Here is a 20,481-nt window from a genome sequence, read left to right as displayed (position 1 = left end):
TTCTGATCTTTGAACGTCTAGAAATCGCAGCGTCGTTGTGCTTAAGACCGTCGTTTCCGACGTGCTATACTTAAAATCGGGCGAGCAACGCACAGGAAACGAAGTATGGATGCGGTACTCCGATGGATCGACTCGCAGCAAATCGCGATGGAAGATCTGCTGATCGACTGGGCGTCGATTAACTCGGGGACGTATCATCTCGCTGGCGTAAAACGCCTTACGGAAGAGGTCGTCAGCCACTTCGAGCCGCTTGCCGATGAGATTTGCCGCGTCCCCTTAGCGAGTCACAGCGAAGTGGACTCACGCGGCGAGTCGGTGGCCATGCCGCTAGCAGACGCGCTGGTGATGACGCGTCGCCGTGAAGCGCCGCTACAGGCCGTTTTATCGATCCATCTGGATACGGTCTATCCTGCCGATTCTTCCTTTCAAACAGTCCATTGCTCAACAGCCGAGATCGCAGGACCCGGCGTCGCCGACGCCAAGGGAGGTTTGGTCGTTCTACTGTACGCACTCCATGCGCTGGAGCGTTATGTCGCCGAGTCCGGCGATCAGCAACTGGGTTGGCGGGTGATCTTGAATACCGACGAAGAGATCGGTTCTCCTTCCTCGGCCGACGTATTCGCCAAGTACGCGCCGGGCGCCGACTTTGGGCTGCTCTATGAGCCGAGCTTGCCCAATGGCAATCTGGTTGGACAACGCGGCGGCTCTGGAAATTTTTCGATCGTTGCGCACGGCAAATCGGCCCATGCCGGGCGCGAGTTCGCTCTAGGGCGAAACGCCGTTGTCGCCGCCGCTACGGTGGCCGCGGATCTGCACAATCTCAATGGTCGTTGGCCCGGCGTGACGATCAATGTAGCGCGGATCGAAGGAGGCGCGCCGTACAATGTGGTGCCTGACGCGGCGGTTGTCCGTTTTAACATTCGCTATCCGGCGCCTGACTTGGAAAGAGAGATCGCGGCGGCGATCAACCAGATCGTAGCGCGAACGACGGAGGGAATCTCCCTGACGCAGCATGGTCGATTCTCCGCGCCTCCGAAATTGCTCGACGCGCGGCACAAAGAACTGCTGACGCAGATTTGCGACTGCGGTCAGCAGTTGGGGCTCCACTTGCAATGGGAAACTTCCGGCGGCGTTTGCGATGGAAATCGCTTGACGGCGCTCGGCGTGCCCAACGTGGACACGCTGGGAGTTCGCGGCGGCAACATTCATTCGACGGCCGAATTCATGTGGCGCGACAGTCTGGCCGAGCGCGCGAAATTGTCGGCAAGTTTGCTCATTACCAAGAGTCGCGCAGAGATTTAAGCGAACTTCGACCGCCGACCGTCCCACTTCTTTTTTCAGCGATGGCGTATAATTGAAGAGTAGGCAGCGCAACGGAGATATAGGTATGGATCAGCCGAAGTTGAATGCGGAGAGTTTGCGAGCGGACCCGCGAGTCGCCCAGGCCAAGCTGTTGCTTCGCGAGGCGCTGGCCGATCATGCGGGACAACTTGCTCGCTGCGACGCGCAAGCCGAGTTGCAAACGGACTATAAAGCAGCGCTCGATCAGTTCGCCGCTCTACGCGGCAATGCGCTCTACTATCCTTTTCTCGGCAGCGGCATCGGTCGCGGCAGTCTGGTCGAACTGGCCGATGGCGGCGTTAAGTACGATATGATTTCGGGAATCGGCGTTCATGTCTGCGGTCATAGTCATCCGCAGTTGCTCGACATTCTGATCGACGCCGCGCTGGAAGATACGGTGATGCAGGGAAACTTGCAGCAAAACAGCGAATCGCTGGAAGTTTGTCGCCAACTGGTGACGCTCGCCAATCGACAAGGCGCCAAGCTCGACCATTGCTTTCTAACTTCAAGCGGAGCGATGGCGAATGAGAACGCGCTGAAGATCTTGTTTCAATATCGCGCCGGCTCGCAGCGGATCTTAGCGTTCGATCACGCATTTGCAGGCAGATCGCTAGTGCTTTCTCAAGTGACCGATCGCCCGCAGTATCGCGCCGGCCTTCCGGCGACGGTTCCGGTCGACTTTGTGCCGTTCTACGACGCCGACCGAAAAGAAGAGAGTCAGCAAGCGGCGCTAACGGCGCTCCGGTCGCATCTGGCGCGCTATCCTGCTGCGCATTGCGGTTTCATGATGGAACTCGTGCAAGGAGAAGGAGGCTATCGCACGGCGCCGCGAGCATTCTTTGAAGTCCTCTGCCAGGAACTGCGACAAGCGAGCGTGCCGATCTACTTTGATGAAATTCAAACCTTCGGTCGCACGCTGGCTCCCTTCGCCTATCAAATGTTGCAGTTGGACGAATACGCCGACATCGTGACCGTTGGCAAAATGACGCAGGTCTGTGCGACCCTGTTTGGCGATGCGATGAATCCCCAGCCGGGGTTGTTGAGCCAAACATTCACCGCGTCGACCAGCGCGCTGTTGGCCGCGCGGTTTATTCTCACTCAACTGGAGACCGGCGGTTTCTATGGCGCTGACGGACGCAACGCCCAGATTCAGCGGCGGTTTTGCGAGCGGTTTGAAAAGCTGCGGCGACAACACCCGGATGTCATCAGCGGGCCGTGGGGCGTCGGCGGGATGGTTGCGCTGACCGCTTTGGACGGATCGAGCGGCATGGCGAAGAAGGTGCTGTTTGAACTCTTCTCGGCAGGGGTGATCGCATTTGCGGCCGGCTCCGAGCCGACGCGGATTCGCTTTTTGCCGTCGCTGTTGGCGGTCACGGATGACGAGATCGATGCGGTCTGCGATATTCTGGAGCAAACGCTGCTGCGTCTTCATCATGAGCAATAGGAGAGTTCCGTATGAGCCAAGCAGCGCAACTGGTCGTTCGCCCGGTGCAGATCGATGATCTGACGCAGTTGAACGAATTGGCTCAACTTACCGCGACGGGGCTGACGACGCTTCCCCGTGATGCGGCGCTCATGGAAAAACGGGTGCGGCAAAGCGTGCGCTCGTTTTCCCAGATGGATGATGACTCGGTGCAGCACGAACTGTTTTTGTTCGTGATGGAGGAGAAACAGTCCAAGCAAATCGTCGGCACCTGCGGGATTGTGCCGAAGGTGGGAGGATTCAAGCCGTTTTACGCCTATCAAATCCGAACCGACATCCATAAGTCGGAAACGCTGCAGTTGCACTACGAGCATCAGGTCCTCTATCTGCTGAGAGAACATGACGGGCCGACCGAGATCGGCAGTTTGTTTCTGCGGAGCGATTATCGGGGTGGAGGAGTGGGACGCGTCCTTTCGCTGTGCCGATTTCTCTTCATGGCGAATTATCCCGAATTGTTTGAATCCGAAGTGATTGCGGAGATGCGAGGAGTTATCGACGCGCAGGGGAACAGTCCCTTTTGGGAAGCGCTTGGGCATCACTTCTTTGGGATTGATTTTCCCAATGCCGATATGTTGAGTTTGTACAACAAAGAGTTCATCGAAAAGCTGATGCCGCGACACCCGATTTATGTGGCGCTGCTTCCGGCCGCAGCTCAGGCGTCGATCGGCGCCGTTCATGAACTCACCGCACCCGCGCGACGCTTGTTAGAAAGTGAAGGCTTGCGCCTGCGGGATCTGGTCGATATCTTTGAAGCGGGGCCGATTTTGCAGTGCAAACGAGCAGAGATTCGCGCGATTCGCGATAGCCGTGTCGGCGTGATTGTCGAGATTCTGGAGACGCCTGCCGTGTTGGGGGCGTTTCGGAAATGTATCGCCACAACGGTGGGGACCACGTTTCGCGCGGCTGGCGGTTTGCTTTTGCAGCGAGAGGATGGGGTGGTGGTAGAACGAGCGTTGGCCGACGCCTTGGAAGTGCAGATCGGGGACTCGGTGCGCTATGTCGATCTGAGAGCGGAGATCTAGCGATGTTACAAATCGATGGACAATGGCGCGAAGGAAGCGGCGAGCCGTTTACTTCGCTCAATCCGGCGACCGAGCAGGTTGTGTGGAAAGGAAACGCCGCCAACAGCGCGGATGTGGATGACGCTTTTCTCGCCGCGGTCGAGGCGCAGATTCCCTGGAGTGCGCTCCCTTGGGAAGAGCGCGCGACTTCGCTGCGTGCTTTTGCGGGCGCGGTTCGCGCGAATCGCGATGCGATGACGCAAGCAATCTCCGCCGAAGTAGGAAAGCCGCTCTGGGACGCGGCGACCGAAGTGGACGCGGTTGCAGCAAAAATCGAAGTCACGATAAATGCCCAGCAGCGCCGCCGCCCAGAAGAGACGTTGGATCTAAACGGGCGGATCGGACGGACCTGGTATCGTCCGTTGGGGGTCGTCGCGGTCTATGGCCCCTTTAATTTTCCGGCCCATATCGCCAACGGGCAAATCGTTCCGGCGCTGCTTGCCGGCAACAGCGTCCTGTTCAAGCCTAGCGAACTGACGCCGCAAGTAGCCGAGCTAACGACCAAACTGTGGAACGAAGCGGGACTGCCGCCGGGCGTGTTCAACCTACTGCAAGGAGGCGCTGCGACAGGACGCTTGATTGCCGAACATGCCGACTTACGCGGACTCTTCTTTACCGGAAGTCTGACGACCGGGTTGAAGCTGCGTGAGACGCTGGTCCATCGGCCCGAAGTGCTGCTAGCGCTCGAGTTGGGGGGGAATAATCCGTTGGTCGTGCTGGAGCCTGACCAAAACCTGTCGATGCTCAATCAGGTGATTCAATCGGCGTTTTTGACATCGGGCCAACGTTGCACGTGCGTTCGCCGGTTGATCTTGGTAGGCGAGAGCGCCGCTTTTCTACAGCAGTTGCAGGAGAAGACCTCCCAAATTGCCGTGGGCGCAGCCGATGCGAATCCAGAGCCGTTTATGGGACCACTGATTCACGCGGCCGCCGCCGAGCGAATCTTGAGCCAGCAGCAGCGGTTGGTCGCAGGCGGCGCAGTTCCGATCTTGGAAAGTCGACGGATGCCGAGCGGCCCGGCGTTTCTTTCGCCAGGCTTGATCGATGTAACGACGTGCGGATCGCGATCGGATGAAGAAATGTTTGGACCGCTGTTGCAGGTGATTCGCGTCGACGATTTTAGCGCGGCGATCCGCGAAGCGAATCAGACGCGTTTTGGTTTGGTCGCCGGACTTCTGGGGGGGGGTCACGATGACTTTCAGCGCTTCCGTCGTCAGGTGAACGCCGGACTGGTGAATTGGAATCTGCCGACCACCGGCGCTAGCGGCAGACTGCCGTTCGGCGGAATGGGACAGAGCGGCAACTATCGACCGGCGGGCTATTTCGCGACCGATTTCTGCAACATTCCGGTTGCTGGACTCGAACCGGCGACGCCGCCGGAGAGGAATGATCGGTGAACGGAGCGATGGAAGTCAACTTTGACGGTTTGCTCGGTCCCACGCATCACTTTGGCGGGCTATCGGCCGGCAATTTGGCCTCCCTTTCCCACCGGCATCAAAGCTCGTCACCGCGGCGCGCGGCGCTGGAGGGACTTGCGAAGATGAAGCTTGTCGCGGAGCTCGGCGTACCGCAAGCGTTCTTCCCGCCGCAGCGGCGACCCCATTTTGGTTTTTTACGCGAACATGGATTCAGCGGCGATGCGCGCCACGTGATTGCTGCGGTTGCGAGAGAGCGGCCAGATCTGTTGAGCGTCGCCTATAGCGCTTCGGCGATGTGGGCCGCGAACGCAGCCACCGTGTCACCAAGCGCCGATACTTTGGACGGACGCATCCATTTGACGCCGGCCAATCTGATCAGTATGCCGCATCGGAAGCTGGAAGTAGAGCAAACGACGAAGCTGTTGCGAGAGATTTTTGCCGACGAACGATTTTTTGTGGTGCACGATCCGCTGGCCGGCCGGATCGAGTACAGCGATGAAGGCGCGGCCAATCATACGCGGTTTTGCCGGCGATACGAGCAGCGTGGAGTGGAGCTGTTTGTCTATGGTCGCAGCGGCGCTGAGAAGACCGATCCAGAAACTCGATTTCCGGCGCGACAAGCCAAACAAGCGTCGGAACAAATCGCCAAGCAGCATGGACTATCGCCGGAGGTAACCGTTTTTGCTCAGCAGAGTCGCCGAGCGATTGACGCCGGCGTGTTTCATAACGACGTGATTGCGGTTGGTAATGCTTCGGTTCTTTTGGTGCACGAGCATGCGTTTGTCGATCAAGCGGCCGTGTTGAGCCGATTGCAGCATCCGTTCGGCGGCGATTTGACGACGCTCGTGATTTGTGACCAAGAGCTGCCGCTGGCAGAAGCGGTGCGGACATACTTTTTCAATAGTCAATTGCTGACGACAACCGGCGGATCGATGACGCTGATTTGCCCGGCGGAGTGCGAGCGTTCTCGAGCGGCGCAGCAAGTGATCGAGCGGTTGTTAAGGGAAGAGAATCCAATCAGCCAGTGCGAGTTTGTCGATGTTCGGCAGAGCATGCACAACGGCGGCGGCCCCGCTTGTCTACGGCTGCGCGTGGTGATGACGCGAGACGAGTTCGCCGCTTTGCCGCGTTCGATTATTTGGACCCCGCAGTTGCACCAACGGCTGCAAGTCTGGATCGAGAAGCACTACCGCGATGAACTGTCGATCGCCGATTTGGCCGACCCCGATCTTGTGAACGAAGTCGAGCGCGCATTTGACGATCTAGGGCAGATCTTGGGAAACGAACGCTTGTTGCCCTAGCTGCGACTGTCGGTGCTTTGAAAGATTTTGTCGGCGCTTTTGGCGACGAAACCAGAGAAGAGTTTACCGTTAGGCAGCGGGTAACGCTGAGCGAACTCAAAGTAGCAGCCCGGCGCCGCATGGACGCCATCGGTGAACTCGACTTCGATCTCCGGCGCGGTGGTCGACGATTGTTCGAGAAAGACGCTGGGAGAACCTTTGATCTCGCCTCCTTCGCGGTTGAGCTGAAATCCTTGCGCAACGAGCAACGCATTCAGTTCCTTCAACGACGAGACTGACTTTAACGCGTTAACGAAGACCGTGAAGTGGTTGGCGCAATATCCATGCGCAGCCATCCACGCGGCGTACTCACTTTGATCACGGAGCGATTTCCAGACTTCGTACGAAACGTGCCAAGGTCGGCCGGCGATGCACAGCGGATGATCGGCGTCGATCGCCGTTAGATCGATTTGTTCGATCAGTTTATCGACCGTTTGCCGCAGCGGCAGATCAAACTTCTCAAGCAGCAACTCGCTGATAAAGATCTTTGGATGACTGGGGTCCGCATGCTCGAAATGTTGGGCGTAAAGTTTCTTTTCAGCAAAGTGATACTCGTCGCCGACGACATATCCGTCGGCGAGAAATGGCTCGGCCAAGCGAGCAACGCCGATGCGCGGATCATTGAAGGTGCGAAACGCGATGTGATCGTTTTGCAAAGGATCGCCGCGCTGCGCCAACAGGTCGACAATCTGACCCGCTTGGGGATTCATCTGGCGAAACGTGTCCCAAAGCTGCTGGATCAATTCAGAGACGGGAATCGACATGTGATCTCTGCGCGATGCGTGGCCGAAAGAGCAGATAATGTTCCTGCCTAATTGTACCCACCTGATCGAGACGCGGCGAATCTGCTAGCGAAGGTCGACGCGGAATAAAACGTTGAATTCATCGCACGACGCTCCTTATTCATCCGTTGAGACGTCCGCCGCCGTATTGCGCTCGTCAAAGATCGTCAGGCCTGCGAGATCGCGACTCGATTTCGGCGTAGCCAAACTAGCGACATAGCCGACGACAAAACAAACCGTGATTCCGCACGCGGTGTAGAGATAACCGTTGAGCGGGGAGTATTTCCACAGGACGAACATGACGCCGGCGCCCACCAGAGCCCCAGTCATCGCGCCAAACTGATTGGCTCGCCGAGTGAGCGCACCCAACAGAAACAGACCTCCCAGTACGCCCATGAAGAGACCGATCACCATGATGAACGCGTCAAATAACGAGCGAATCTCAGGATTAGCGAAGACGAGTCCTAGACTTGTGCCGGCGATCCCAATCAGCAGCGTACAAAGTCGCGCGGCGTTCAAATAGCCATGCTCGGTTCGACAGCAATTTAGCGGTTTGAGAAAGTCGGTCACAATCGTCGTCGCCGTCGAGTTCATGCTGGTCGAAACGGTCGACTGAGCCGCCGCAAAGATACCGGCTACAATCAGGCCGGCGAGCCCGGCGGGGATTTCGCGGGCAATGAACAGGGGGAATATTTGATCGGTCGTAATCGTGGGATCCAACTTCTCGGGATTCGATTGATAGAACGCATGCAGCGCCGTGCCGATGCCAAAGAAGAGGAGCGTCGCCGGAACCGCGAGGACGGCGTTGGTCCAAATCGATCGAGCGGCGAGCGTCTCGTTGGGGGTTGTCATGTAGCGCTGTACGACTGCCTGGTCCGCGGTGTACGACGAGAGGTTTTGCGCGATCGAGCCGACGACGATCACCCAAAACGCCGTTTGCGCATCGGTTGCATCCCAGTGCAGGTTCGTCAGGTTGAACTTGCTGTCGCTCGCGGCGATCGAAAGAAAGCCGCTGACGCCGCCGTCGACTCCCGAAATGAGCAAGCCGATCGCCAGCATCGCTCCTCCGAGCAGCACGACGGTTTGAATCGTATCGGTCCAAATCACCGCTTCGATCCCACCCATGGTGCAATAGAGAATGCTCAGTACGCCCATCAGCAAGACCGACTGCGCCGGCGAAAGGGGAGTCGCCACCGCGAGAGCCAAACCGGTCAACGACATGACGACCGCCATCCGAAAGATATGGAACAGAGCGAAACTGGCGCTGGCGAAAACGCGAACCGGTCGGCCAAAACGCATTTCCAAATATTCATAGGCGCTAGTTGCGTCGATTCGGCGATAGAAAGGTAGTGCGACGTAGACGGCGACAATCGCAACCAGTGGAATCGTCAAGTTGCCAATCGCGTAGACCCAATCCTGGGCGTACGCTTTGGAGGGGATCCCGGTAAAGGTCAGCGAACTTAACATGGTGGCGAAGATGCTGCAGCCTGCCGCCCACCACGGAATGCGCATCCCGCCGCGAAAGAAGTCGTCGGTGTTTTTATTCAACCGCGCGAAATAAACGCCGACGCCGACCATCGCCAAGAGATAAGCGAAGAGGACGAGATAGTTGAGCGTGCCGAAGCTTTTATCGGAAGCAATCGGCGTAATGCGCCAGATATGCGGAGTGCGAACGCGAGGCCGGATTTCACCGCTCGGCAAGATGATCGCTCCATCCCAGCGAACCGCCGTGGTCGTCACCACGTTTTCTGGAATCGCGCCGGCCGATGACCAAGAGTCGGTAATTGTGTGATAGCTCAACGCTTCGCGAGGAAAACCGGGGTGCTGATCTTTGAGTTCGTCCGAATTGTCAAAGTTGCTTTCGTCGGCTCCCCCCAAGATCAAGATATGGCTTTGTCCCATTCCAATCGCTTCGCCGGCCATGATATTGCGCGGCGCATCGCGGCGACGCTTCCACTCGTTGGCCATCGGTTCATAGCGCCAGACGTCGCGTAAGAATTGAGCAGCGCCTGCTTCCAAACGACGCCCGCCGATCACATACAGCGAATCGCGAAATCCGTCATGTTGCGCCGCTACCAACGCAAAGGCGCGCGTTGGTCCCGGAAGCGGCGGAAGCGACTTCCATGGTTGGGGGACCGTTTCGGACAACTTGGTGAGATCCAGCGCCCAGAGGGTGTTCGTCGCGCTCTCCAGCCCCAGGTCTTGTTGACCGCAGGCGACGTAAGCCGTTGTGCCGATCACCGCCGCTTGGCAATAGCAGCAAGGCGCCGGCAGTGCAGGGCAGGGGATTGTCGTGACTTTCGTTCCATCCCAACGCAAGAGAAAGACGTCGCTATAAACTTGCTCGGCGTCGTTGCCGCCGATACATAACAGGCCGCTCGGCGTCGAAACGGCGGCGCCATAGGCGATCGGTCTCGGCAATCGTCCACCGTCACGCCAGACGTATTCCGCTTGCTGTTTGACCAGCACATGAATCTGATCGACCCACTGCTTGTCGTTCTCCCAGACGGGGCGCGGAAAATTAGCGCCGCCGGCGACGATCAGCGCGTCGTTGTCGACGCCGGCGAAAGGTCCCGCGACACCCAGGTCGTTAGGCAGCGGCGGCAGCTCTTGCCACTTGAGCCAATCGCGAGCTTCGACCGAAGGGATCGCCCAAGTCGACAAGAAGATGCTGGCGAGAACGAGACAACAGAAACGACGCGAATTCGAGAAAAACGATATCTGCACGCTTGGCGTTCTCCAATCAATCGCCCCAACGCGATCCATGTGTTGTCGAGAGTTCATGGGGCGAGGGCAGGTATAGCAATCTAAGGTGTGGTGGAAAGGATTCTAGTTCGCTTTTGTGCGGCCGCCAAGACATCGCTATTTTGATCGAAGTTGCGAGCCTCTCTGGTGAGATTCGCGCCTGGCCGCGCACAAAAAAATCTGGCGACACTGCAAAGCGTCGCCAGATCCGGCTTGAATCAACTGTGTATCACAGTTACTTCGTCGTGGTCTCGGCGTCTGGAGCAGGCATGCGAACGATCAGCCAAGTTTCGGTTTTCTCTTCACCATAGTGAACGAGGGCCGTCGATTCCTCTTTCGTGAAGTTGTAGATTCCGGTTTTCATCACCACATCGGTATTCTTATCGTCGGCGAACTTCCAGGCCGCACGCTGCGTCTTTTGATCGACCATTCCTTGCAGGGGACGTCCTGAGTCGGCGATGTCGTTGTAGAACGTACCCGCGATGATCCCGTTTATGCTCACGGCCAATTGGATCAACAGGCCGGTGTCGGCCGCGTTCTGTTCGCAGATGGCGAAAACGCCCAGCGGCATCCATTCGATCTTTGGGGGATCAGCATCCTGCGGGATGCTTTCCGCGATCGTATCGGCTTGTTGATAGTACTGATCGGCGGACGCATATTGCTGATCGTTGACATAGACGTAGTTGTCACGATAAACGACGTTCGTTCCATCGTCATACGGGTAAGGTTGCGGCCAAGACCAAGCGAACCAGGTTCCCATCGTGGTCCAAACGTAGGGACGCCAACACCAGTTGCCGGGATAACGATTCCAACCCGCTTGCCAGCGCCAGGCGGGGTTATTGTGGAAGCGATTGTTATTCCAGTAATTGTTATTGAAAGGACGATTTTCAACCTTCGTCCACTTGTTGCGCATCGAGTTGATGTTGGTCTGACGGTTGTTGATCCCAATCTTGTTGCCGGCGTTGATGTTGATGTCGCCGGTATTGATGCGATCGCCGCCGCCGATCTCGTACGATCACCGATATCGGTTTTGTCACCCACATTCACGCGGTCGCCGACGTTCGGACGGTCACAGAGATTCGGTCGATTGCCTGTCCCGGTATCCGGCAAGTTCAGAGCGTTCTTCAAATCATCGCCGGAGGGGCGATTACCAACATGGTGCTTGGCGCCACATAAGAAGCGAGTTGGCCGAGACGATTAGAGCGGGAAAGTAGGCCTACGAGCAAAACTGGCGGCCGATCTAAAAAGAAAGGCCGACTCTGGCAATTTGCCGCGCGGCCGTCTCGCTTCCTTGATCACCGCAACTGCGGTGAAACTATTTCGGCAGACCGGGACCACTGGTATCGGTAAAGTCGTTGGGACGTACTTTGGTGTTCGGAACATCCAATAGCGTCGCCATCGCGGTGGTGAGCACTTGCTCGACGTCGAGCGAGACATTCGTCGCTCGCTCGCTGGTCTCGTAGCCTCCTTGCCAATAGGCGACGCGGGTGCCGATATAAAACGGCCCATAATCCCCATAAGCGGCCATCAAGACATTTTTATCGGGCCGCATATGCTGCGCCGCCAATTGGTATTCGACAAACAACTCTCCCGGCAGGAACAGAATTCGCGTATCCGCGATGCTCAAGCAGCCGATGTTCAGCTTTTCGCCTGCTTGCAAGCTGTTGAAATAAGAGAGCTTGTCGGCCGCATGAACGCGCAGCGCAGCCGGCGTCTTGTCGTCAGCGACCGTCGCGGCCAGCGCCTCGCCGTCCAAGTGCGCCGCCGCCGGCAATTGAACGCCGACGCTCTTCCAGGCCACATCGCTGGCGCTGATCGGCTGCTTCGTTGGCGACTCCCAGGCGCGTCGCATGCTGTCGGCAACCCGATCGGCCAGCACTTGACGATTTGCGTGGGATCCGTCGTTAAATTTGCCGGCGCCGATATTACCGCCGGCGCCGTTGAAGTGCAGATGAAAGACGCCGGTTTCCTTTTGGCGCTGATCGCGGGCCATTCCGGGAAAGTCTGGATTGGCGCCGCCGGTGCGGTAGTAGCTTTGCGGATGCGTCGCGTAGGTGGTGATCACCGCGAGCGGCTTTTCGCCATCGTAGAAAGCGACCAGACGCAACATTGGATCGATGACGCCGACCGGCAAGCTGCGGATCTTCGGATCGGCGCAGGCCGTATAGCGGGTGATGACGACTTTGCCCTCTTCATTCAACATGCGGCGATTGGAAGCGACATCGTGAACTTCGGCGGCGGCGATCGAAATGCTAGAAACAGGGTTCGTCTGCTTGATCGACTCGGCGGCTGCGTTGGCCGCCCGGTCGATCACGTCCCGCAGAAACGGGACATCGTAATGTTGCTTTTCCGCATCGTATTTGGCCAACAGCGCGGCGGCGCCCAAATCGCAGCGCGGCGCATCATGCTGATGCAGCGTATGGACGGCGACACGGTCGCTGGTCGTGCCGACGGCCGCGGCCAGCTTTTGCCGGAACAAGCGATTGGAATCATTCGCAACTCCGATCCAGTCGACGGTGCACAGGACGATCGGTTTGTCGGCGCCCAGCAAAACAACGCCGCGACAGCTCAGCGGCCAAGTCACTTCTTTCGTTGGGTCATAGGCCAACGGCGCTCCGATTCGAGGAGAAGCGTCGACCTCGAATGTCGCCAGGCGAAGTTCCTCCGCGGACACTTTCGAAACGGAGCAACAGCCGATAACGATGAGCAAAAGAAGGCGAAGCGGCGACTTCATCAAGGTTCTCCCGACAGAGAAATTAGGCAGGCGATCGAGCGGACGCAGGCATCACGAGGCAGAGGGCGATGTCTCGTGATATCCTGGCGGGACTTCTTTATCGGGGATCTGGCCGCCGATTGCAACTGAAATTCCGGATTCCGTAATTTTGGAATCGCCCGAGACCAGTCTGCGGGGTTAGAGAGTGGGCTTTTTGCCGATCAACAGCGCCATTTCGCGCCATTTCCAGTAGCAGTCGACTTCTTCATAGCCGATTTCGCACAGCCATTGCAGCTGTGTGCCGGCAGCGAGCAATTGGTTCGAAGGGTCATCTTCGGCGAGCGGAATATGCAGTTCGCGTAAGAATCGCTCGTGCATCGCGACGGTCGGCGATGCGACATGCTCGAGATTGCCGAAGACGCCGCCGGGGCGGAGTTGCGCAAACGCTTCTTCGTAAATCGCCTGTTTCCGCGCGTCGCTGCAGTGGTGAATCGCGAAGCTGGAAACGATCGCGTCGAACGGTCCCAACAGCGGCAACGGATCATCGAGACTGCGCTCGATCAGTTCGACGCGGGGATCATCCCCGAAGCGAAGCTGGGCTTGCTCCAGCATGGTCGCGGAAAAGTCCATCCCCACGCCGCTGGCTTCTGGAAATCGCTCGAGCACCAGCCCTAACAGATGGCCGGCGCCGCAGCCAAGATCCAGCACGCGGCGACAATCGGGCGGCAACTCGGCCAGCAGCGTCTCGTCTCCCATTTGACGCTGCGTCTGACGTTTGGCTCGCCGCAAGTAGGCGCGCGAATGCTCTGGCTTGGTCCACTCGTTGGTCATGGTCGCTCCACGCGTTCCGGTTAGATTTTCAACTCACAGCGGAAGGAGGCCAAGCGAAAATAAAGGTTCGCCGTTCTACACCAACTGCAGCAATTGTTGATCGCGCAGGCGATTTGCATTGACTGCTTTCAGCTCGTGTTCGACCGGGATCAAGTCGTAGTGAACATTGCGTTGGCGGGGAGTATAGCCAAGCTCGCTGATCGAATCTCGAATTTGGTCGAGCGTCAGATAGTGGACGGTGCCGGCTTCGGCGACGACGTTTTCTTCGATCATCAAGCTGCCCATGTCGTTGGCGCCGTAGAGCAACGCCAGTTGGCCCATCTTCAGGCCTTGGGTGACCCAACTCGATTGGATGTTCGGGATGTTGTCGAGATAGAGCCGCGCGACGGCTTGGGTTTTGAGGTACTCAAACGAACCGGCCGGCGCCACGTCGGACATGTCGGTATGGTCCGGCTGGAAAGTCCAGCAGATGAATGCGGTGAAACCGCCGGTTTCATCCTGCAGTTGACGGAGACGATCGAGATGCTCGATTCGCTCGGCCAATGTTTCGACATGGCCGAACATCATGGTCGCCGAACTGTGTCCGCCTAGTTGATGCCAGACGCGCATCACGTCGAGCCAATCGTCGGTCATCACTTTGCCGCGGGTGATCTCGTTGCGGACGCGATCAACCAGAATCTCGGCGCCGCCGCCGGGCAAGCTGCCGAGACCGGCCGCTTTCAGACGCGAGAGGACCTCGTGCAGCGAAAGATTGTTGACCTTGGTGAAGTGATAGATCTCGGGCGGGCTGAACGCGTGCATGTTGACCGTCGGGAAGCGGCGCTTCAGGTCAGACAGCATTTCTTCGTACCACTCGAGGGTGAACTTCGGATGAAGTCCCCCTTGCAGCAAGATTTGCTCGCCGCCCAGCTCAACCGTCTCCTGCACTTTGGCGATCAATTGTTCTTGTGAGAGCACGTATCCTTCGTCGCTTTTCGGGCCGCGATAGAAGGCGCAGAAATCGCAGACCGCCGTGCAGACGTTGGTGTAGTTGATGTTGCGATCGATGTTGTAGGTGCGGTAGTTCTCGGGATGCAGACGGCGCGTCACGGCGTCAGCGGCGCGGCCCAGCGCGACCAGGTCGTGCGACTCGAGCAACTGCAAACCTTCGGCCGGGGTCAGACGCTCTCCGGCGACCGCTTTCTCAAGTAGTTTCGCAATCATGTCGCGTCCATCGATCGTTCGGCGGCGCCAGCCCTCGCTGCACCGCGTGTGCGTGAAACAGGGCCAGACCGTTCTCTTCGTCGGGCCCTAAGATAAAGTGTAGGTTGTCTCGCAAGTATGTTAAGCACTGCTGCGTGGTCAGGCGATGCTGGGGAGCTTCGGCGGCGGCGATTTCTTCCAAGTGCTCTAGCCCGGCGTCCCGCGCGGACGACAACGCCGCGGCGATTTGGGGAGTGTCGAAGCCGGGCCGCGCCACCCAAGCGGCGAAGACGAACGGCTTGCCTGACCAGGCGCGCCACTCTTGTCCCAGGTCCCAAACTTCGACGAACTGCTCGTCCGGCGCGTGAATCGCTCGATCGCCGATGATCAGCACCGCGTCGGCGTCGACCGAGTCCAACGAACTGTCGATCGGCAGCGGCATCGTCTGCGGTTTCAGGCCGTAGCGTTCCGACAGCAGGATCTTCGACAGCGCGGCGCTGGTTCGCGAGCCCTCGTCCAGAGCGAGCGTTTCGACTTGCGCCGGCGGTTTGCGGAAAAAAAGCTTCACGCTCCAGACCGGGCCGCGGCAAGCGATGCAAGCGTCTGACACGATCGCGTAGCTTGGATCTTGGAAAAACTCGACCGAGGGAATCAGGGCCACATCCAAGTCGCCGGCGGCCAACTGATCGGCCAAACGACTCGGCAGATCAAAGACGAGCTCGATATCGGACTGAGCGGCGGCCAGACCATGGACCAGCGGCTTGGTGTTCAAATAAGAAACCGCGCCGACGCGGATTGTCGAATCTGCCTGCATCTGTTCTCTGTGCCTGTCCCAAATGGTGGCGTTGCAGTGGTCGCGTCCGTTTTTCCCAGCCAACGGCTGCTATTTTACTGTGGCCGGCGAGATTCGCCCAGGCGTCAAGGGCGACGCAACATACACCCTGTTAAGGGGTTAACCGCACTCGTCACCGCCGATTAACCGCGGCTCAGCTGGATAAATCGGTTGGCAGCTCTTTGATGCCGGTGACCACGATCCGGCAGACGGACTGCCAAGGGACGATTTGAATCGTGTATTCGCCCGACTTGGGGCTCCGTGCGAAAAAGCCGAATTCGGCGGTCGAACGGGAGGGAGAGAAGTACTCCGGCACGAAGATCTCGCCTTCCGGCAGGTGAAGTTCGACGGTCGCGCCAGGGCGGCGAAGGCTCCAAAGGCGGAGAAACTCTTGAAAAAGACGGCCATACCCGCTGAAAGCGATGCTGGGAGAAGAACCGCGCGATGCGCTCGGTCCTAAGACGTTGGATAATCCTCCTTCGTCCTTTAGGCCTCCATCCCCAGCGCCGGGCTCAAAGACGCCGCTGTGACTGGGACCAATCAATTTGTGGGCCGACGCAGAAATATCGACCGAAGAGTCGAGCGGCGACGCATCGTGCCCAGCGGGGTGAATATCGTCATCGACGTCCATCACCGGAACGCGGAATTTCACGTTACAATGAGGGCATTGTCCCGCTTGTCCCTGCAATCGCCGCGGCGCATGCAGCTTGTGCCCATTCGGGCAAAGAAAGACCAGATCTTTTTCTTTAGAAGCCGACACGAAGACCTCATCGTTAACAACGTCGCCAGCGCATCACGATCAACTGGAAGCCGCTTATTCTAGTTTAGTAGCAAACGTAAGTAACGCAAATTAAGGAAGATCCGGCATGACTTTACCTCGTCTTCGCTTTTGGGCGGCGGCTGAAATTCTTTACCGCCGCATTGCTTGACGAGCCTGCCGACTTCGCCAAACTAGACGCAGCGAATCTCCTGCTTTTCTCGACCGGAATATCTTCCCTCATGAACAAAATACGCGTTACTTGCCCCCATTGCTTAAAACGGTATGACGTCAGTGACAAATTTGCTGGCAAAGAGGGCCCCTGTCCGAACTGCAAAAAGACGATCCGCGTCCCCACGCTCGATGAGCAAGTCGTCGTGCATGAGAAAGAGCAGTTCGGCGGCGTGAAAGATACGGCGGGACGGCTCGTTTTTGAGCCGATCAAACGTGAGGATGCGAAATTTTCTCCGGTCGCATTGGCGATCGTGCTGGTTTCGGCGATCCTGGTGCTAGGGATCGCATTTCTGGTGCGGGGGATGGAGGACGCGACGAAAACGCCGATCCTCGTAATCGGGTCGCTGGTGCTTGCGTTTCCTGTGGTGTACGGCGCCTATTGGTTTACTCGCAATGACGAACTTGAAGCGTTTTACGGCAGCGAGCTTTGGATTCGCGTTTCGTTATGTGCGGTCGCATTCGCCGCGATCTGGGGACTGTACGCGTTGGTGATTCCGTTCGCCCGAATTTCGCCGGATGAGTTTCCCGTCCTCTTAATGTGGGTCTCTATCTGCTTGGCGGCCGGATCGTGTGCGGCGATGGGATGCTTTGAAGTCGATTTCATCCTGGGGTTCATGATCTATGCGACCTACTTGTTGGTCACCGTCGTGCTACGAATGGCGATGGGATTGCAGCCCCACTATCCGCATTGGTGGATCTGGTAATTCAACGGAGCGAGACAGAGAACTTGGACTTCATAGCGTCCAACGCGCGACCAAAATCCCCAAGAAATAAAAATAGGCTGGATGCATTTGCAGGTATGCATCCAGCCTAACGCGGCAGCCCAATGGGGCGACTTATCAGACTGCCGGTTGTGCGGAATCGAGGACGACGATGCGATTGCGCACCTTCTGGACCCCGGGTACATGCTGCGCCACGGCGTGCGCCGCTTGACGCAGATAAAGCGAATTCGTCGAGCCTCGTAACGTGATCTCGTCCGTAGAAGAGGCTTCGCACGAGATGTGGTTGAGATCAGGATATCCAAGCAGCTCTAACGCATGACGAACGCGGTTCGCCAATTCAAGACAACGATCCGCAGCCGACATTAATGGCATCGCAGGCATGACAATCTCCAGAAGCGAACAACCTTGGGGGGAACGACAGGTGTTTGAGCCGCAGACGTATGCAGGCTCTGTCAGGCTGTCCGGCAACGAATGGTGGGGGGCCGAAGTCTGACCGATTTAAGAACTAGTTTCCGGCGTTCTCTTTCACGCGACTAGATAGCACCTGCTGTGCCAGATTCCGACTATCTGTTGGGCTTTTTACGAAATTGCGTTTTGCCCGAAGAAAAGCGAACGTTTGAAAACGCAAGACCATTTATATGTCGCGTCTTGAATCGGTGTTGGCAGCCCGACGATGAACGCCTACTAACCAGCGCGGATGCTAATCAACCAATCCGCTGATGGCTTGACGATCTCGGGCTTATTCGGCGTCTTCGATTACTCGATCTTCCTCCGCTGTTTTCAGCTCTCCATCGTCGGTTTTATTCTCCACTTTGGTTTCCGGTTTTGCTTGGAAGTAATCCTCGATTCTTTCGTCCACTTGTCGCCCCAATGCAGCGGCGGCATTTTCGACCGGATTGTAAATGGTTTTGTGGAATTGCGCGATTTCTCTCTCGACCATATTCACCGTCCGGTCGACTTGATAGGCCGTCCAGACGACGCCGATCATGCTGATCAAAGCAAGGAACACGCTAAAGATCATGCACCATTTTACGACCTCCACCGAACGTCCCATTTTGCGACGCTGCTTGCGTCGTTGATTCGCTTTACGCTGTCGGCGCAGATTACGCTCTTTCGCGCTGGAATCAGCTTGCTGACGCTCAACGACGCGTTGGACAATTTTTTCGATTTCCGCGATGTCGGGTGATTCGGTTGTATTCATGACTATCGATGAATCGCAATATCCATGCCGTTTGATGAACTCTTGTGGAAAATTTTAGGAGGGCGCATGAAAAAGCCGCCAGCACAAAGCGGCGGCCTGTTCTTGGTGATTGCGACTCGCGGCGCGATTAGCCTTTGGGGCCGGCTTTCAACACCGCCGGGCTGACGCCGGCTGCATATTTTTCGAAGTTGGCGATAAAGAGGCTCGCCAGCTTCTGCGCGGCTTGCTCGTAGGCGGCGGCCTCGGGCCAACTTGTTTTGGGGACTAATAGTTCGCTTGGTACGCCGGGAACCTCAGTAACGGTCTCCATTCCAAAATATGGATCGGTCGCCGTCTTGGAGTCGCTCAGCGCGCCGCCGTGGATCGCGTCGATAATTGCCCGCGTGTACTTCAGTTTGAAACGAGAGCCGACGCCGTAACCTCCGCCTGCCCAGCCGGTGTTGACCAACCAGACTTTGGCGTTGTGCTTCGCCATTTTCTCGGCCAACAACTCGGCGTACTTGCCGGGGTGCCAAACCAAAAATGGTCCGCCAAAACAGGGGCTGAACGTTGCTTGGGGTTCGGTCACGCCCATTTCGGTCCCGGCGACCTTGGCCGTGTAGCCGCTGATGAAGTGATACATCGCTTGCTCCGGCGTCAAGCGACTGACCGGCGGCAGGACGCCAAACGCGTCGCATGTCAAAAAGATCACGTCGTCCGGGTGACCGGCGATGCAGGGGATCTTGGCGTTGCGGATGAACTCGATCGGGTACGCGCCGCGCGTATTTTGCGTAATGCTGGTGTTACTAAAGTCGACATGGTGGTCATCTTCGTCGTAGACCACGTTTTCAAGCACGGCGCCAAAGCGGAGCGCCTGAAAGATCTCTGGCTCGGAGTCAGGCGCCAAGTCGATCGCTTTGGCGTAGCAGCCTCCTTCAATATTGAAGATGCCGTCGTCCGACCAGCAATGTTCGTCGTCGCCGATCAGCAGACGCTTGGGATCGGCGGAGAGGGTCGTTTTGCCGGTTCCAGAGAGGCCAAACATCACCGAGCTGTGTCCCGATTGCGGATCGGTCGTCGACGAGCAATGCATGGACAACACGTCGACCTTCGGCATGTAGTAGTTCATCATGGTGAAGACGCCTTTCTTCATTTCGCCGGCGTATTCGGTCCCCAGGATCACCATTTCGCGCTTTTCGAGATTGACGTCTACGCTGGTCTTGGAGGTCATCCCCGGCGTGTGTTGATTCGCGGGAAACTGCCCAGCGTTGTAGATAATGACCTCGGGATCGCCAAAATCGGCCAACTCTTCCTGTGTCGGGCGAATCAACATGGTGTGCATGAAGAGCGCGTGGTACGGACGCGAGCAGATAACGCGGACTTTCAGCCGATATTTGGGGTCCCAACCGGCGAACGCATCGACCACGTACAGCGCTTTACGCGTGTTGAGATAATCTTTGGCCCGCTCGAGATTGATGATGTAGGTCGCTTCATCAATGTTGATATTGACCGAACCCCACCAGATTTCGTCCGCCGATTCGTCGGCTCGAACAATCCGCTTGTCGGTGGGGGATCGTCCCGTTTTTGCGCCCGAATAGGCGATCAAAGCGCCGGAGTCTGCGATCGCCGCTTTTTCGTCAACGCGAATCGCTTCTTCATACAGCCGTGAAGGGGCCAGATTGCGGCGTACGTCCGCGACCGTAATGCCGTAAGGAGTTAGATCCACTGTGCCCATCGTTCTGCCTCCTGAATCGAAAGTCGTGCCACCCAAGTTGCGATCTCGATTCTAGCATTCCTGCCACCCATGCAGGGAGAGGAGTCGGTGAGCGACTTGCCGTTACGAGCGGCGAATGCAAAAAA

General features: G+C 57.5%; 17 protein-coding genes. 6 read left to right on the top strand and 11 right to left on the bottom strand.

Annotation, left to right across the window (positions count from 1 at the left end):
* Positions 1-105 precede the first annotated feature (105 nt).
* The 5 genes from DSM3645_RS20635 to astB all read left to right on the top strand — a co-directional run bounded on the left by DSM3645_RS20635 (position 106) and on the right by astB (position 6,604).
* A complete protein-coding gene (locus tag DSM3645_RS20635) occupies positions 106-1,302 on the top strand; it encodes a hydrolase (RefSeq protein WP_002654499.1) in 1,197 nt (398 codons plus the stop codon).
* 85 nt (positions 1,303-1,387) lie between these two features.
* Entirely contained in the window at positions 1,388-2,785 is a 1,398-nt protein-coding gene (locus tag DSM3645_RS20630; protein ID WP_002654498.1) for an aminotransferase class III-fold pyridoxal phosphate-dependent enzyme, read from the top strand.
* 11 nt (positions 2,786-2,796) lie between these two features.
* On the top strand, positions 2,797-3,846 hold the full coding sequence (locus DSM3645_RS20625; protein WP_002654497.1) for an arginine N-succinyltransferase: 1,050 nt from the start codon (positions 2,797-2,799) through the stop codon (positions 3,844-3,846).
* Between the two features lie 2 nt (positions 3,847-3,848).
* The gene (locus tag DSM3645_RS20620; RefSeq protein WP_002654496.1) at positions 3,849-5,282 is read left to right on the top strand and encodes a succinylglutamate-semialdehyde dehydrogenase; all 1,434 of its coding nucleotides are present in this window, start codon (positions 3,849-3,851) and stop codon (positions 5,280-5,282) included.
* On the top strand, positions 5,279-6,604 hold the full coding sequence (astB, locus tag DSM3645_RS20615) for an N-succinylarginine dihydrolase (RefSeq protein WP_002654495.1): 1,326 nt from the start codon (positions 5,279-5,281) through the stop codon (positions 6,602-6,604). Before DSM3645_RS20620 ends, astB begins: the two co-directional genes overlap by 4 nt.
* Here astB and DSM3645_RS20610 read toward each other — a convergent pair.
* The 8 genes from DSM3645_RS20610 to DSM3645_RS20575 form a co-directional block, all read right to left on the bottom strand.
* Positions 6,601-7,407 (bottom strand): DUF1338 domain-containing protein, encoded by an 807-nt coding sequence (locus tag DSM3645_RS20610; RefSeq protein ID WP_002654494.1) that lies wholly within the window; start codon positions 7,405-7,407, stop codon positions 6,601-6,603. The two genes, astB and DSM3645_RS20610, sit on opposite strands and share 4 nt — an antisense overlap.
* Before the next feature lie 135 nt (positions 7,408-7,542).
* A complete protein-coding gene (locus DSM3645_RS20605; RefSeq protein WP_237564902.1) occupies positions 7,543-10,209 on the bottom strand; it encodes a sodium:solute symporter family transporter in 2,667 nt (888 codons plus the stop codon).
* Positions 10,210-10,405: 196 nt separating this feature from the next.
* Complete coding sequence (locus DSM3645_RS20600) at positions 10,406-11,083, bottom strand: hypothetical protein (RefSeq protein WP_002654492.1); 678 nt, start codon at positions 11,081-11,083, stop codon at positions 10,406-10,408.
* 402 nt (positions 11,084-11,485) lie between these two features.
* The gene (locus DSM3645_RS20595; RefSeq protein WP_237564901.1) at positions 11,486-12,844 is read right to left on the bottom strand and encodes a hypothetical protein; all 1,359 of its coding nucleotides are present in this window, start codon (positions 12,842-12,844) and stop codon (positions 11,486-11,488) included.
* A 237-nt stretch (positions 12,845-13,081) separates the two neighbouring features.
* Positions 13,082-13,714, bottom strand: a complete 633-nt coding sequence (locus tag DSM3645_RS20590) for a class I SAM-dependent methyltransferase (RefSeq protein ID WP_002654490.1) — start codon at positions 13,712-13,714, stop codon at positions 13,082-13,084.
* A 75-nt stretch (positions 13,715-13,789) separates the two neighbouring features.
* The gene (mqnC, locus tag DSM3645_RS20585; RefSeq protein WP_002654489.1) at positions 13,790-14,917 is read right to left on the bottom strand and encodes a cyclic dehypoxanthinyl futalosine synthase; all 1,128 of its coding nucleotides are present in this window, start codon (positions 14,915-14,917) and stop codon (positions 13,790-13,792) included.
* Positions 14,898-15,710, bottom strand: a complete 813-nt coding sequence (locus tag DSM3645_RS20580; protein ID WP_002654488.1) for a menaquinone biosynthetic enzyme MqnA/MqnD family protein — start codon at positions 15,708-15,710, stop codon at positions 14,898-14,900. Before DSM3645_RS20580 ends, mqnC begins: the two co-directional genes overlap by 20 nt.
* Positions 15,711-15,882: 172 nt before the next feature.
* On the bottom strand, positions 15,883-16,488 hold the full coding sequence (locus tag DSM3645_RS20575; RefSeq protein WP_040352888.1) for a hypothetical protein: 606 nt from the start codon (positions 16,486-16,488) through the stop codon (positions 15,883-15,885).
* 239 nt (positions 16,489-16,727) lie between these two features.
* On the opposite strand from DSM3645_RS20575, the gene DSM3645_RS20570 reads away from it, so the two are divergent.
* Positions 16,728-17,423, top strand: coding sequence for a hypothetical protein (locus tag DSM3645_RS20570; RefSeq protein ID WP_002654486.1), 696 nt, complete (start codon positions 16,728-16,730; stop codon positions 17,421-17,423).
* A 135-nt stretch (positions 17,424-17,558) separates the two neighbouring features.
* Here DSM3645_RS20570 and DSM3645_RS20565 read toward each other — a convergent pair whose 3' ends face one another.
* The 3 genes from DSM3645_RS20565 to pckA all read right to left on the bottom strand — a co-directional run bounded on the left by DSM3645_RS20565 (position 17,559) and on the right by pckA (position 20,356).
* Positions 17,559-17,822 carry a BON domain-containing protein gene (locus DSM3645_RS20565; protein ID WP_081444952.1) on the bottom strand — a complete coding sequence of 88 codons (264 nt, stop codon included), beginning with the start codon at positions 17,820-17,822 and terminating at the stop codon, positions 17,559-17,561.
* A gap of 358 nt (positions 17,823-18,180) precedes the next feature.
* Complete coding sequence (locus DSM3645_RS20560) at positions 18,181-18,642, bottom strand: hypothetical protein (RefSeq protein ID WP_002654484.1); 462 nt, start codon at positions 18,640-18,642, stop codon at positions 18,181-18,183.
* A gap of 127 nt (positions 18,643-18,769) precedes the next feature.
* Complete coding sequence (pckA, locus tag DSM3645_RS20555; RefSeq protein ID WP_002654483.1) at positions 18,770-20,356, bottom strand: phosphoenolpyruvate carboxykinase (ATP); 1,587 nt, start codon at positions 20,354-20,356, stop codon at positions 18,770-18,772.
* Between the last annotated feature and the right edge of the window lie 125 nt (positions 20,357-20,481).

This window comes from Blastopirellula marina DSM 3645 (assembly GCF_000153105.1).
Lineage (GTDB): Bacteria > Planctomycetota > Planctomycetia > Pirellulales > Pirellulaceae > Blastopirellula > Blastopirellula marina.
The sequence above is the reverse complement of the archived record's forward strand: the minus strand, read 5'-3'. Positions and strand labels throughout refer to the sequence as shown.